We start from the raw sequence: 13647 nt of genomic DNA on the forward strand, positions 1-13647 counted from the left end.
GTCATCTCGCCAATGCTTCGGGGCGGATGACTTGAATATTAAAGCCTTTCACGCTGGCGCTTAGTAGATAGTGGGAAAAGTAGTCAACAAAGTCTTGCTCGATCACTTGGCGCTTAAGTTGACTGGCGTGGCGCAAGTACAGCTGACCATCACGGCGCACCGCAATGGCTTGGTGAGTGATGTTCATATTGGTGCCAATCCATTGCTTCACCTCATAGTTGGGGCGCACGATACTGATCACACTGCCTGATGGGATGCGATCGAGCAACGTTTGGTTCAAGTGTGCGTCTTGTTGACGTGTTGTCAGTGCTAACTGCTGCAGCGCTTGCTGACGTGTCTTATCGTTTAGGGTGTTGTCTTGCTCAATCGCTTGGCTTGCCTGTTGGCGCGCTGGAATTTTGGCAGGATCTGCCTGCTGCGGCACAAAGATTGCGGTTAACGGGATGTAAGGCGTATTCACCGGCTCAGGCGCGAAGTGTGCTCCGGCTTGGCGCAGCTGCTGTAGAGCTTGGGCTTGTTGCTCAGGGCTGCTGTTTGGCAACTGGATACGCTCAGGTCCCATGCTTTGGTACCAAGCTTGTTTATCAATCACGGTGTGAGCGTAGAGCGTATACTCAGCGCCCACCTGAGGCGTCACTTCTTCCAGTACCGACTGATTATTAGGTAACCAATCAACACTTGGGAAATGATTACGCTTCACAAAATCAATCTCGCCATCCTGATAACGCAGCTGCGTGAGGCGTGGCAAAAACTCGGACGCATTGCGCGCAGTAACGCCAGCAATAATGGTCTCCACATAAGTGGTGCAGTCAAATGCATCAAAGCGCAGCAAAGGGTCTTGGTCAAATTGGCCTTGTTCACCTTCACCTAAATTGCCATCCACATACACAATCCCCATCAGGCTCTCGGTCAACTGATCAATCCTCTCCGCACGACTGGCATGATTTTGATTGAGCTGATCGATCAGCTCAAAGTAGCGCGTCTGGGTGTCGCTCTCTTTAGGTGAATGCAGGGCACAGCTGGGTAACAAAGTCAGTGCGACGGTAGCGAGTAGGGTGTTTTTTAGTAATTGAGTGCGCATGATCAATACAGGCTTGAAGAGTATTGCCTGAGGTTAGCATGTTCTTAGGCGGCTCGGGAGCCATACTGATGTAAAGAATGATCGCCACTGGCGCATGGCCAGCGACGATCCTTTAGTGTTATGACGCAGAATTGTCCGCTTGTTGAGCTGATTCTGAAGGTTGCGCTTGTGACGAATTAGACGTCTGTGTCGCGGCGGCTGGTGCTTCAGATGACGTGGCATCTTGCGTCGCGGCTGGACTGGTTTGCTCGGCTGGGCGCAGGCGTTCTAGTTCTTCGCGTAAGCTTTTGATGTAGGCGTCTTTTTCTTGCACGGTGTTATTCAGCTGCTGCAGTTGCGCTGCGGCGTTTTCCGAGCTTTGTTGGCTGTCATTGATAAAACGCACTAGGGCTTGGGTTTGTGCTTCAAAGGTTTGATCGCGGCCATCGACGGCGCCAAGGCTTTGTTGCAATGGGTAAAGTAGTGCCTCGATACGAAGAATGTAGCCTTCATGATCCAATGGGCGTTGCTGTAAGGCGCGTAATTTTTCAACTTCGTCGGCGATCAGTTCAGCGCGCTGGGTGAAAAACACCGATAAACGGGCTTTTTCTTGCACTTGCTCCAGTTGCTTCGGCGAGCTGGCGACAAAGGCGAGCGCGTCGGTAAGGGTTGCCGATGCTTTGGCGAAGGCATTCGGTGCCAGCTGTTTGGCATTGGAGTTATTCAGTGTTTGGAACGCTTGTTGCGCATCGGTTAGGTAGACTTTGGTGATGGTTTTCACTTCCAGTGTGTGTTGCTTGGCAAGCAGTGCTGCTTGGTCTGCTAACGCTTGGTCCGGGCGGTCATCAGCGACTAGGTCTACTAGCTTTTTAAGCTCTTTATCGAGTGCGTTACTTAGGCTTGGGAAGTGCTGTTGGGCATCGATTTTTTTAAGGTAGTCGCGGTTGCTAAAGGCGTCCGCAAGGGTGCTGTTAGCGAGCGTGCGCGTTGCGTCGGCGCTGTCCATTTTGCTGCTAAAACGTTCGAGGTTTTGCTCAGTCGCTTCGAGGTTAGTCGTCGAGCTAAAAAAGCCAGTTTTGTCGTTGGCTTCAGCAGGATTAGATTGGTATTCGCGGTAGTAAGATTGGGCGTCTTCAAGGGCGTCTTGGGCATCATTGAAGTCATCTGTTGCGTACCAATCAAGCTCTTGTTCTTGGGCTTTAGCTAAGCGTTGTTGTGCGGCATCAATTGCTTGCTTGACTGAGTTGATCTGAATGATGAGCTCAGAGCGGGCTGCATCGTCCATTAGGCTGCCAGCGGAACCGCCGCCAGTGCTGGCACAACCACTCAGTGCAAGGGCCAAGGTGAGCGCGAAAACTGATCCTTTTACGTCCTTTCTCATGAACTGCTTCCTACTTATTGCTTATGAATTCCTTACAATAATATGGGTTTTGCAGTGGAAAAAATAGGGCGTTTGGAAGCTGGTTAACATAAAAAAACCGCCCTCAGTTTACTGAGGGCGGTTGGTGTTTTGGCGTATTGTTGGGCTTAGTTACGGATCAAGTGATCGAACGCACCTAGGGCGGCGGTCGCACCAGCACCCATGGAGATGATGATTTGCTTGTACGGTACGTTGGTCACGTCACCTGCGGCAAATACACCAGGCATTGAGGTACGGCCGTGGGTATCGATCACGATTTCGCCACGCTCTGTTAGTTCGATGCTGTCTTGCAAGAACTCACTGTTTGGCACCAAGCCGATTTGGACGAAGATACCGGCAAGCTCAAGTGTGTGCGACTCGTCAGTAGTACGGTCAGTGTAAGTCAGGCCGTTGACGCGCTCACCATCGCCTAGCACTTCAGTGGTCATGGCGTTTTTAATGATGGTGACGTTTGGCAGTGACTGCGCTTTTTTGATCAGTACGTCATCGGCACGTAGTGTGTCTGCGAACTCTAGTACGGTGACGTGCTCTACTAGGCCAGCCAAGTCGATCGCCGCTTCGATACCTGAGTTGCCACCACCGATAACGGCGGTTTTCTTGCCTTTAAACAATGGGCCATCACAGTGTGGGCAGTAAGCCACGCCTTTGCCTTTGTATTCTTGCTCGCCTGGGACGTTCATTTCGCGCCAGCGGGCACCGGTCGCCAAGACGATGGTTTTACTTTTCAGTACCGCACCGTTTTCTAGTTCCACTTCAACGAGGTCTTTCTTCTCGATGCGTGCAGCGCGCTGTGATTTCATGATGTCGACATCGTAATCCAACACGTGCTGCTCAAGGTTGGCGACCATTTTCGGGCCGTCAGTGGCTTTCACTGAGATGAAGTTCTCGATGGCCATGGTATCGGCGACTTGGCCACCGAAACGCTCTGCGACAACACCGGTACGAATGCCTTTACGGGCCGCGTAGATCGCTGCTGCCGCGCCTGCTGGGCCACCGCCGACGATTAATACATCGTATGGGTCTTTTTCTGATAGCGCTGCCGCTTGTTTTTCGCTGGCGCCGGTATCAACTTTGTTTAGGATTTCGTCTAGGGTCATACGGCCTTGGCCGAAGTGCTCGCCATTGACGTATAAAGACGGTACGGCCATGACGTTGCGTTGTTCAACTTCATCAGGGAACACGCCGCCATCGATCATAGTTGCGGTCACTTTCGGGTTCAGTACAGCCATTAGGTTGATGGCTTGAACCACGTCAGGACAGTTGTGACATGACAATGAGATGTAGACTTCAAAGTTCAGCTCAGTGTCGAGATTCTTAATTTGCTCAAGCGTTTCTTGTGCGGCTTTTGATGGGTGGCCACCCGCTTGTAGTAGGGCCAGTACAAGTGAGGTAAATTCGTGCCCCATTGGTACGCCAGCAAAGTTGACGCGAGCTTGTTCACCTTGTGGGCCAACCGACATTTGTGGCGCACGGCCTTGTGGATTGTCGTCGATGGTTAAGGTGATTTTGGCACTGTTCAGTTCTTGAATTTCAGTTGCCAATTCTTGCAGTTCTTTTGATTTGTCGCTGCTGTTAGTGGACACAGTAATCTCAATCGGATTAACGATGTTTTGAAGGTATGTGCCCAACTGTTGTTTCATATTTGCGTCTAACATAATAATTAACCCGTTTTTTAGTTGAGAGTGATTACAGTGCCTGTAAATTTCGGGCGTGAGAGGTCAGCACCTGTCTTGATAAGTAGAGGGAGGCGTGAGGTTCCTTAGCTCGAAAAATATCTTGTGGGCTTTAACGCCTTGCACTGGAAGGCAAAGCCCGATGTTGGGCGCGAGGCGCCCAACACTGGAAGAGGCGTCTTAGATTTTGCCTACTAGGTCTAGAGATGGAGCAAGAGTCGCTTCACCTTCTTTCCATTTAGCTGGGCAAACTTCGCCTGGGTGAGCGGCTACGTATTGAGCTGCTTTCACTTTGCGTAGTAGGTCTTCTGCGTCACGGCCGATGCCTTCTGCAGTGATTTCCATTGCTTGGATAGTACCTTCTGGATCGATCAAGAAAGTAGCGCGGTCAGCAAGGCCTTGACCTTCACGTAGAACACCGAAGTTGTTCGTGATGGTCGCAGTTTGGTCGCCTACCATGTAGTAGTTGATTTTGCCGATTGCTTCAGAAGTGTCGTGCCAAGCTTTGTGACAGAAGTGAGTGTCTGTAGATACAGAGAATACTTCAACGCCCATGCCTTTTAGTTCTTCGTATTTGCTTGCTAGGTCTTCAAGTTCAGTAGGACATACGAACGTGAAGTCAGCTGGGTAGAAGAAGAACACGGCCCATTTGCCTAGAACGTCCTTTTCAGAAATCTCTACGAACTCGCCTTCTTTAAATGCTGTCGCGTTGAATGGTTTGATTTGAGTGTTAATCATGTTCATCTCCGTAGTTTGTGGGTTTCGCTGTTTGCGTTATCAACAGTGTCTATAATATGGGGTCGATGTGACGAAATGAAATTGTGTTTTACTAAAACTTAGATAAAAAAAAACTATCAAGAATTAATAAAACCTATTCATCTGGGTATCGCGCCCGGATGGCGTGGACTTCCGGCATCAAAGGTAAGGTGATTTCGACCAATTTCGGATCAAAATGCAGGCCTGCTTGCGTAGCAAGGAATTGCTCCGCTTGCTCTTTGCTCCAAGGTTCTTTGTAGGGACGTTTAGACAGCAGAGCATCGATAACATCGGCTAACGCAACAATGCGCCCTTCTAGGGGGATATCTTCGCCGGATAAGCCATAAGGGTAACCGCTACCGTCCCATTTTTCGTGGTGTGTCAAAGCAATGGTTTTGGCCATTTCTAACAAAGGATCATGTTCTACTGAGAGAATCTCGGCACCGAAAATGGTGTGTTTCTTCATCACCTCCCATTCTTCTGGGTCCAGTTTGCCTGGCTTTAGCAAGATGGCGTCGGCGATACCGATTTTACCAACGTCGTGCATCGGTGCGGCATGAAAGACGCGATCGATCCATTCGCTATCACTAACACAATGCTCTGCGATCAGCTTGGTGATATAGCTCATGCGGATGACGTGGGCACCCGTCTCGTTGTCTTTGTACTCTACCGCACGGCCAAGGTGGTGAATGATGCGCAGTTGGCTCTCTTGCAGGGCTTTGGTGCGCTCGCGTACTTTGGCCGCCAGTTGTCGATTTTGATCGTATAAGGCCAGCTGAGTGCGGATACGGGCGCGTACCAGTGGTGGACTGACGGGTTTGATAATGTAGTCGGCGGCGCCCATTTCAAAGCCACGTTCTTCGTCACGAATGTCATGTTTGGCGGTGACGAAAATAATTGGAATATTGGCCGTGGCTGGGTCGGCTTTAAGGCGGCGGCACACTTCGTAGCCATCCATCTCAGGCATCATAACATCAAGCAAAATCAGGTCCGGCTTGTGCGCTGATTGAGCAATCGTTAATGCTCTGGCGCCGCTTAGGGCGACCTTGATGCTGTACTCATCACGCAATGAGGCGGCCAGCACATCGATGTTTTCTGGGGTGTCATCAACGACCAGCAAGGTGGCCTTATGAGCATCTTGTATATCGGTCATATGGACTACTTTTCCTTGATGAGAGCAAGCAAAGCGTCGACCTGCTCAATGGCGAGATCAAAGTCATAGACAGCAATTGCTTCATTAATAGTATTGAATACGGCTCGCTCATTAGCTTGATCAAGGTTTGGTTTCAGTGCTTGCACAAGATCGCGTGATTCGAGCAAATTTTGCACCAAAGCCTCACGTAGCTCTTCTAGTAAGGCGATGCGCTGAGTGTCGTCTAGTGGTGTCTGATCACTGTCGATCTCAGGCTCATCTGCTTTAACAAGCTGTTGTTGCCAACGAGTAAGCTCTATAAGAATAGTCTTAAGTTCACTGGTTAAGCCAGTAAACAAGACATGATATTCATCAGTGGATGCCATCTTTCTTTCTAGGCTATTAGCCAGGCTGGCCAGCTCTTCCATGCCCAAGGTGCCCGCAGTGCCTTTGAGTGTGTGCACCATACGCAAAGCGTCGTTGGGATTGGCTTGTTCAAAACGCTGGGTAAAGTCCTGATAACTGTTAATAAAGCGCTCTAATAGGCGAATATAGAGCGCTTTAGTTTGTGTGCGTTGTAAGCCTAAATGGGTATCAATATGCGATGACTGAGGCAGCGGATTACTGGTTTCAGGGGCCGGCATTGGCTCATTTGTTGGCGTGCTCTTAACCTTAGCGATCTTATCTTTAGGCATCCAGCGCGCCATGGTGCGAAACATCTGGCTGATATTGAGCGGTTTGGCAATGTGGTCGTTCATGCCAGCGGCTAAGGCCATGTCAATGTCGTGCTGCAGGACGTTGGCAGTCATAGCAATGATGGGCAGCTTGGCGTAAGCCGCTTGCTGGCGAATGGCGCGGGTGGCTTGATAGCCATCCATAACCGGCATCTGGCAGTCCATCAGGATCATGTCGAAGGCTTCTTGCTGTAGCAGCTCTAGGGCTTCTTGGCCGTTGTTAGCGGTACTGAGCTGAATGTGTTGTTGCGTCAGCAGTTCTTGGGCCAGCTCACGGTTGATGTCGTTGTCTTCTACCAGTAATACCCGTGCTTGATGCAGAATAGGGTAATCCTCTTCTTCGAGCGGTACGTTTTGTTGCTCTTTGCCGACCCAATTATCTAGACCATAGCTGCTGGCGATGGTGTCAAACAGGCTAGAAGTGGTGACAGGTTTGGTCAGATAGCCTGCGATATCAAGCTCTTGCGAGGCTTGTTTGACCTGCTCTAGGCCATAGGCTGTGACCATAATTAAGGTCGGTGGTGCCATTTCGGGATTCGCTAAAATACGACGGCAAGTCTCGACACCGTCGATGTCTGGCATTTTCCAGTCGACCAATAATAGATGGTAGTGACAACCTTGCAGGTGGGCCTGCTTAAGTAGCTCAATGGCTTTTAGGCCGCTGTCACAGACATCACAGTTAAAGCCTAAGGCTTCTACGTTAGCTTGTAGGACTTCGCGTGCGGTGTCGTTGTCATCCACGATGAGCACTCGCTCAATGGCTAAATCATTTCGCCAAGCGTCTTGCTGGGGCGCATTTTGTACTTGCCCAAATTGGGCGCTGAAGTGGAAGCAACTGCCTTGGTCTAGGACGCTTTCAAGCCAAATTTGGCCGCCCATCAATTCGGTTAATTGCTTCGAAATCACCAAACCTAAACCCGAGCCACCAAAGCGGCGTGTGGTGGAGCTGTCAGCTTGTGAAAAGGACCGGAATAGGCGCTTTTGCTGGGCTGGACTGATGCCGATGCCGGTATCTTGGACGCTAAACTGCACGCTTATATGGTCCTTGTCTTGTTTTAGCTGACGCGCCTTGATGACGATTTCACCATGCTGGGTGAACTTGACGGCGTTGTTCCCTAAATTAAGTAAAATCTGGCGTAGACGCAGGGCGTCACCTTTAAACAACGGCGGTAAATTGGGGTCGATGTCGAATACCAATTCGAGCCCTTTTTCTTCGACTTTAAGGGCTAATAGGTGAGCCACTTCACTGAGTACTTCCTGCAGGCGAAAAGGCTCGTGCTCAAGCTCAATGCGCCCTGCTTCGATTTTAGAGAAATCGAGAATGTCATTAATGATGCCGAGTAGCGATTCGGCTGAGTTACGTACTTTTTGGATGTAGTTGCGTTGTTTGTCATCTAGGCCCGATTTCAAGGCCAAGTAAGACATACCAATGATGGAGTTCATCGGCGTGCGAATCTCATGGCTCATATTGGCCAGGAAGTTACTCTTGGCTTGGCTCGCTTGTTCGGCGCGCTCTTTGGCAATCTGTAGCTCTTGGGTTTGTTCAGCGATTTCATTTTCAAGCTGTTCTTTATACGCTTGCAGGGACATTTGTGTCTTGTAGCGCTCGGTGATGTCTCGCCACGTACAAATAATGGCGGGTTTGTCGTCATATTGTACGCCTAGCAAAGACATGTCGGCGTAAATCGGCTCGTCTTGGCCAGTAAAAATCCACTCGCAACGACAATGACCTTGCTGTTGAACCTGCTCGAACAGTTGCTGGAGCTTAGTTTGCGAGCTGTCGTTATCAAACTGAGTGAAAGGCGAGAGTTCGCTCAAGTTAGTAGCGACTAGACTGTGTTTATCGGTTAATCCGAGCGTAGCAACCGCCGCATCATTGCACTCAGTGATGAGGCCATCACGAATAATCCAAGCAGGGTCTGGTGAGGACTCAAACATGGAACGGAAGCGGTCTTCACTTTCTACTAAGTGAGTGAGCTGACGTTTTAGGCGTGTGGTAATCGCCCAAGACAGCAGCAACATGATGCTGACGGATAAAATACTGATCCAGATAACGGTATTATTGACCCGTGCCAACTGCTCTTCGATTTCTTGTTCAAAGCGATTAGATTCTTCTTGTACCAGCTCACCAATCTGATCAAGGAAGCGACTTAGTGGGAAGAAAATGGCTTCTAGCTCACGGTTAAGTTGTTGTTTTTCTTGCTCAAGTGCAATCTGCTCAAAGCGTTGATTAAAGAGACCATCTTGCCCCAATTGAACGGTTTGCCCAGTGCTATTAAAACTGTGTTGTTCGCCAAACAATACGACTTCCAAAGAGGCAATCTGACGCTCTAGGGTGTCTACATAAATCGGGTAATATTCAGCGGCTTGGGCAATAGCGTAATTCAGACGCTCGATGGAGGGCACAATTTCGTTATTGAGCAGGTGAAATAGCTCATCCTGGCTGGTGGTCACGGGCAGCGCATTGACGGCAATGTCTAACGCCGAAATATTTTCGATGGTGGTACTCAACGAGGCGTCTAGATTAGAAATCTTAATGCCCAAATACTCTTCGGCAATGGCTTGGCGTTGTGCTTCGTCCGCCGCGCGGTATTGGTACAACAGCCGGCTTTCAATCAGGCGGTGGCGACCATTTAACGCGTGTAACAGATTGGTGAGCGCATCTACTTTGGCTTGTGACTGATGGACATAGTTCGCATCCCGAGCGGCACTATCGATAGCGGTTTTGCGCGCGTGCCAATCGTTGATCCGTTGGGTCACTTGATGAATCTGACGGCCTCGGGTCTCTAGGGCAATGCTCAGCAGTTTAATGGCGGCTTTTTGATGGGCTTGTGAGCGTAATGTGGCTGCGGCGTCGCGATAGCGTTGGTAGCGACTTTCATCGTAATAGTCTTGGTTGGAACCGTCGTAGAGCGCTTGGCGTAAGCGACTGTAGTGGGCAGGGACAATCTCTTTTAGTTCGGAGGCCGCCTTGAGCATGTCGCCTTGCTGGGCTCGCAACGCTTGTTGTTGGGTTTTTAGGTCGTTGACCGTATCGGTCAAAATGGCGGCACCAATGACGGTAGAGCACAATACAAACAGCGCCAACAGCCAGACCAGCGGGGTGATCGGCGTTGTGCGAGCATTGCTACGGTTCATGATGCACCTCACTGTTTAGCGGGGTATGGCGGCCTAAATGGGTGGTTTGGTTGTCTTCAATCCATTGCAGCCAGAGCGTATGGTTAGCTTGCTCCAAACCAGCGTAAAAATAAAACTCATGATCACCAATGTCCCATGACAAAGGCTGCTTTAAATAGTCTAGCAAAGATTGGCTAGAAGGCACTGTGTCAGGACTGTGCTGCTGCAATAGTCGTCCCATCATGCGTCCTGCGATATAGCCTTCAAAGGCCAATGACGAGGGCGCCATGGTCGGCATAAAAAAGTCTAAATCGAGCTTGAATTGCTGGGCCAAGGTAGAGGAAGCCAGATCCAGAGAAGGCGTCACTTGGCTGGTTAAAACACGGCTTGGTTGATCTTCTAATTGGTGCAGTAGTGGTTTTATATTCACCACAGAAAGCGCGGCAAAGATAGGGTCCATGCCGACCTCATGCATCAAACTGATAAGCTCGCCCGCGGCCACGTAGGTGGTAAATAAAAACACCGCTTTAGGTGGTGTTGGGCGGGCTAAAATATTGGCTACGGCATGCTCTGCAGCGATCGCATTTCGACGGTGGTAGAGTTGCAATAGGTCGTGCGCCGAGTTCAAACCGTAAGGCTCCAAGCTATGCACCAGATGTCGCAGGGAGCTTTCGCCAAAGCTATCTTTTTGCACGTACACCGCAATGTCTTGTGGGGCAATGCCATAGTCTTCCACGATAGTGTTTGCCAACACTTGGATTTCGTCTTGATAGCCTGCTCGAGTGTGAAAAATATAGGGCTCGGCACGGGCAGTTTTCAGGGCGCTGGCTCCAGAAAAGGGCGCGATTAAGGGGAGTTGGTAGGTCTCTAATAGCGGTAAAACGGTCAGCGCCGTCGGTGTGCCAATGCTACCGATAAAGGCGCTGACATTATCGTCTAACACCAAGCGGTTGACCTGCTCTACGGTGCGCTGGGGCTCATAATGATCGTCGCGCTTTACCAAGGTCAGCTTATAAGACAGCGCCCGCTGCTGATTGATATGGGCAAAGCCTAGCTCAATACCTTGCGACATATGCTCGCCGACAAAAGCATTCGGGCCGCTTAAAGGCCCAGTAAAACCAAAGCGCAATTCATTGGCATGCAAGCTTGTTAGCCAAAGGCTAGAGCCCAAAAAAAGCGTCAATAAGGCGATGTACTTGCGCAATGGAACGTCCTCAAACAACCAGCGATTGGGCAGTGATAAATCACGCCAGCATGACACTCATAGTAGAGGATTTTTATGTAATTCTCGGCAGCGGTTATGTCATTTAGTGTAACGGCTTAACGCCACTGCTGTAGACGCGCTAGCTGTAGATGGCGCTCATACTCCGCTTCGGCGACATTGATGGCACGAAAATGGATCTGATCACCGGGTTTTTTTTGTGACAGCAAGGCGCCTGATAAATTGGTGACGCAGCCGATTTTAGGGTAGCCGCCAATGGTTTGGCGGTCTCTTAGCAACACGATCGGCTGCCCATCGCTGGGCACTTGAATGGCGCCATAGGTGATGCCTTCGGAGATAATACCACTCAACTCTTGCCCGATGGCTTGGCCTTCTAAGCGATAGCCCATGCGGTCACAATGTTGGCTCAGAGTATAGGTGCTACTAAAAAAGCGTGCTTGGTCAAGCCTTGAGAACTGCTGGTACTGATAGCCTGTGACCACATTAATCTGGGATTGCAGGTAGTCAGGTCGAGCTAAGCGAGGGACATGACGCGCTTGGTGCTGGTGACTGGTTTGGAAAACCAGTACATCGCCCTTGGAAAGTTTGTCGCCGACGCCCGTTAAACCACCCAGTTGCTCGCGCATAACGGTCGCCACACTGCCCAGTACCGGGTCGACGACAAAGCCACCTTTGACGGCCAAATACGCCCGCAGGCCAACTTGAGGTTGATGAAAGGCCAAGATATCGCCTTTATGGATGGCGTAGGTTTGCCAGGGCTCAAGATACTGATCATTCAACGTCGCGCCCAAATCCGCCCCAGTGATGGCAATGCTGGTTGCCGCTTGGGCTTCTACGGCAAACATGCCGAAGGTGATTTCGATCTGCGGCGCGTGGCTGTCATTATCCAGTAAGGCATTGCCCCAGCGAAACGCGTACTCATCCATAGCACCGCCGGTGGTCACGCCAAGATGCTGATAACCATGTCGGCCAAGGTCTTGTACCAGCGCCAGCATGCCTGGTTTGATTACGTTAAACGCCATCTAGCTGGCCTCCTTGGGCAATGAATTGCTCGCGACTGATAGGCTCAAAGCGCACTCGGTCACCGACTTGAATCAAGGCAAGACTGTCGCTCTGCCAGTCCACCAGAGTCAGTGGCGTGCGGCCTAACAAATGCCAGCCGCCGGGCGTTTCGCTAGGGTACACAGCGCTTTGTTGTTCAGCGATGGCGACGCTACCGCGCGGCACTTTTAAGCGTGGTGTGGTTTTACGTGGCAGGCGCAAAGCTTCGGGCGTATTGCCTAAAAAAGCAAAGCCAGGTGCGAAGCCAATGGCGTAGGCGCGATACACGGTTTCGCTGTGCTGCTTGATGACTTCATCTACCGTCAAGCTGCATTGCTTGGCGACGTCTTCAAGGTCTGGTCCGACCTCTGGGGCATAGTAGACCGGGATAACCACGTCACGACGCTCGCTTTGTGACGTCGCATTGAGGTCGATTCTTTCACATAACAGCTTGATTTTGCTTAGAATCTTGAAACGGTCGTAATGGTCGGTGTCAAACGTCACCAAGAGTGTCGTATACGACGGTACGATATCAATAATGCCAGCACAGTCGTGTAATGCTTGACTCACCTTAGCAATGACCTCGGCGACATGCTCATCAATACTCTCAGCAAAGGTCAGTAAACAGGCATGATCGCTGACCAGTTCTATATGCGGTGGAAATATGAGTGTGTTAGACATATCAGCGCTGTCCGATGGCGGCACGAATGCGTTGCACTGCATCGAGGGCGTGATCGCCGTCGCCGTGGACACAAATAGTGTCTGCGTGCACCGCCAAAGACTGACCGGATTCGGTGATCAATGAGCCGTGTTGGCTAAGGTTATGCACTTGTTGTTCGATTAAGTCGAAGCTTTGGTGCACGGCGTTGGCTTGTTTGCGCGGTGTTAATCGGCCTGCGTCCGTGTAGAGGCGATCTGAGAAGGCTTCAAACCAAAGATCAAGGGCATATTTCTTTGCCAATGCTTTGACTTGGTCTGCCTCTGGGATGGCCATCACCATTAATACTAAGCGGTTGCCTAATTCGCTGACCGCCTGCATCACCGTTTCTAACACGCTAAAGTCGGCCATCATGGTGTTGTACAGCGCCCCGTGGGGCTTCACGTAGCTCACGTGTGTGCCTTGGGCTTGGCAAATGCCTTGCAGCGCGCCGATTTGGTATTGAATCAATGCTTTGAGCTCATTCGGTGCGATGTCCATATTGCGGCGGCCAAAGCCAACCAGATCAGGGTAAGCAGGGTGTGCGCCGATGGTGACCTGATGTTGCTTGGCCAGTGCGACTGTTTTATGCATCGTCAATGGATCGGACGCATGAAAGCCACAGGCAATATTGGCCTGATCAATGTAGGGCATGATCTCTTCATCCCGTCCCATCGTCCACGCCCCGAAGGCTTCACCCATATCACAATTTAGTTTCATAACCTGCTCCGCAAATACCGATCAGGGCGACATCGACCCTGTTTGTTAAGGTGTAGCTTAACCAGCTCGGCCAAA

The 13647-nt window shown here is 50.6% G+C and carries 10 protein-coding genes; all 10 read right to left on the minus strand.

Annotation, left to right across the window (positions count from 1 at the left end; all coding sequences use genetic code 11):
* Position 1: 1 nt before the first annotated feature.
* Positions 2-1081: an N-acetylmuramoyl-L-alanine amidase-like domain-containing protein gene (locus JQX58_RS15290; RefSeq protein WP_239090214.1), complete on the minus strand. Its 1080-nt coding sequence runs from the start codon at positions 1079-1081 to the stop codon at positions 2-4.
* Between the two features lie 118 nt (positions 1082-1199).
* A complete protein-coding gene (locus JQX58_RS07495; protein ID WP_204146213.1) occupies positions 1200-2441 on the minus strand; it encodes a coiled-coil domain-containing protein in 1242 nt (413 codons plus the stop codon).
* Between the two features lie 146 nt (positions 2442-2587).
* Complete coding sequence (gene ahpF / locus JQX58_RS07500) at positions 2588-4135, minus strand: alkyl hydroperoxide reductase subunit F (RefSeq protein WP_204146214.1); 1548 nt, start codon at positions 4133-4135, stop codon at positions 2588-2590.
* Between the two features lie 198 nt (positions 4136-4333).
* A complete protein-coding gene (gene ahpC, locus JQX58_RS07505) occupies positions 4334-4891 on the minus strand; it encodes an alkyl hydroperoxide reductase subunit C (protein ID WP_204146215.1) in 558 nt (185 codons plus the stop codon).
* Positions 4892-5024: 133 nt separating this feature from the next.
* Complete coding sequence (locus tag JQX58_RS07510; RefSeq protein ID WP_204146216.1) at positions 5025-6062, minus strand: response regulator; 1038 nt, start codon at positions 6060-6062, stop codon at positions 5025-5027.
* A 5-nt stretch (positions 6063-6067) separates the two neighbouring features.
* Positions 6068-9913 carry a PAS domain-containing hybrid sensor histidine kinase/response regulator gene (locus JQX58_RS07515; protein WP_204146217.1) on the minus strand — a complete coding sequence of 1282 codons (3846 nt, stop codon included), beginning with the start codon at positions 9911-9913 and terminating at the stop codon, positions 6068-6070.
* Positions 9903-11096 carry an ABC transporter substrate-binding protein gene (locus JQX58_RS07520; RefSeq protein WP_204146218.1) on the minus strand — a complete coding sequence of 398 codons (1194 nt, stop codon included), beginning with the start codon at positions 11094-11096 and terminating at the stop codon, positions 9903-9905. Before JQX58_RS07520 ends, JQX58_RS07515 begins: the two co-directional genes overlap by 11 nt.
* Positions 11097-11212: 116 nt before the next feature.
* Complete coding sequence (locus tag JQX58_RS07525) at positions 11213-12136, minus strand: 5-oxoprolinase subunit C family protein (protein WP_204146219.1); 924 nt, start codon at positions 12134-12136, stop codon at positions 11213-11215.
* Positions 12126-12836 (minus strand): 5-oxoprolinase subunit PxpB, encoded by a 711-nt coding sequence (gene pxpB / locus JQX58_RS07530; RefSeq protein WP_204146220.1) that lies wholly within the window; start codon positions 12834-12836, stop codon positions 12126-12128. Before pxpB ends, JQX58_RS07525 begins: the two co-directional genes overlap by 11 nt.
* 1 nt (position 12837) lies before the next feature.
* Positions 12838-13572: a 5-oxoprolinase subunit PxpA gene (locus tag JQX58_RS07535; RefSeq protein ID WP_204146221.1), complete on the minus strand. Its 735-nt coding sequence runs from the start codon at positions 13570-13572 to the stop codon at positions 12838-12840.
* Positions 13573-13647: the final 75 nt, after the last annotated feature.

Origin of the sequence: Marinomonas ostreistagni (genome assembly GCF_016888445.1) — a bacterium.
GTDB classification, from domain to species: Bacteria; Pseudomonadota; Gammaproteobacteria; order Pseudomonadales; family Marinomonadaceae; genus Marinomonas; species Marinomonas ostreistagni.

Excerpts from the sequence above, each read along its gene's own strand:
- JQX58_RS07535 (WP_204146221.1), bottom strand. The coding sequence starts at position 13,572 with ATGAAACTAAATTGTGATATGGGTGAAGCCTTCGGGGCGTGGACGATG.
- JQX58_RS15290 (WP_239090214.1), bottom strand. The coding sequence starts at position 1,081 with ATGCGCACTCAATTACTAAAAAACACCCTACTCGCTACCGTCGCACTG.
- JQX58_RS07515 (WP_204146217.1), bottom strand. The coding sequence starts at position 9,913 with ATGAACCGTAGCAATGCTCGCACAACGCCGATCACCCCGCTGGTCTGG.
- ahpC (WP_204146215.1), bottom strand. The coding sequence starts at position 4,891 with ATGATTAACACTCAAATCAAACCATTCAACGCGACAGCATTTAAAGAA.
- ahpF (WP_204146214.1), bottom strand. The coding sequence starts at position 4,135 with ATGTTAGACGCAAATATGAAACAACAGTTGGGCACATACCTTCAAAAC.
- JQX58_RS07495 (WP_204146213.1), bottom strand. The coding sequence starts at position 2,441 with ATGAGAAAGGACGTAAAAGGATCAGTTTTCGCGCTCACCTTGGCCCTT.
- pxpB (WP_204146220.1), bottom strand. The coding sequence starts at position 12,836 with ATGTCTAACACACTCATATTTCCACCGCATATAGAACTGGTCAGCGAT.
- JQX58_RS07510 (WP_204146216.1), bottom strand. The coding sequence starts at position 6,062 with ATGACCGATATACAAGATGCTCATAAGGCCACCTTGCTGGTCGTTGAT.
- JQX58_RS07525 (WP_204146219.1), bottom strand. The coding sequence starts at position 12,136 with ATGGCGTTTAACGTAATCAAACCAGGCATGCTGGCGCTGGTACAAGAC.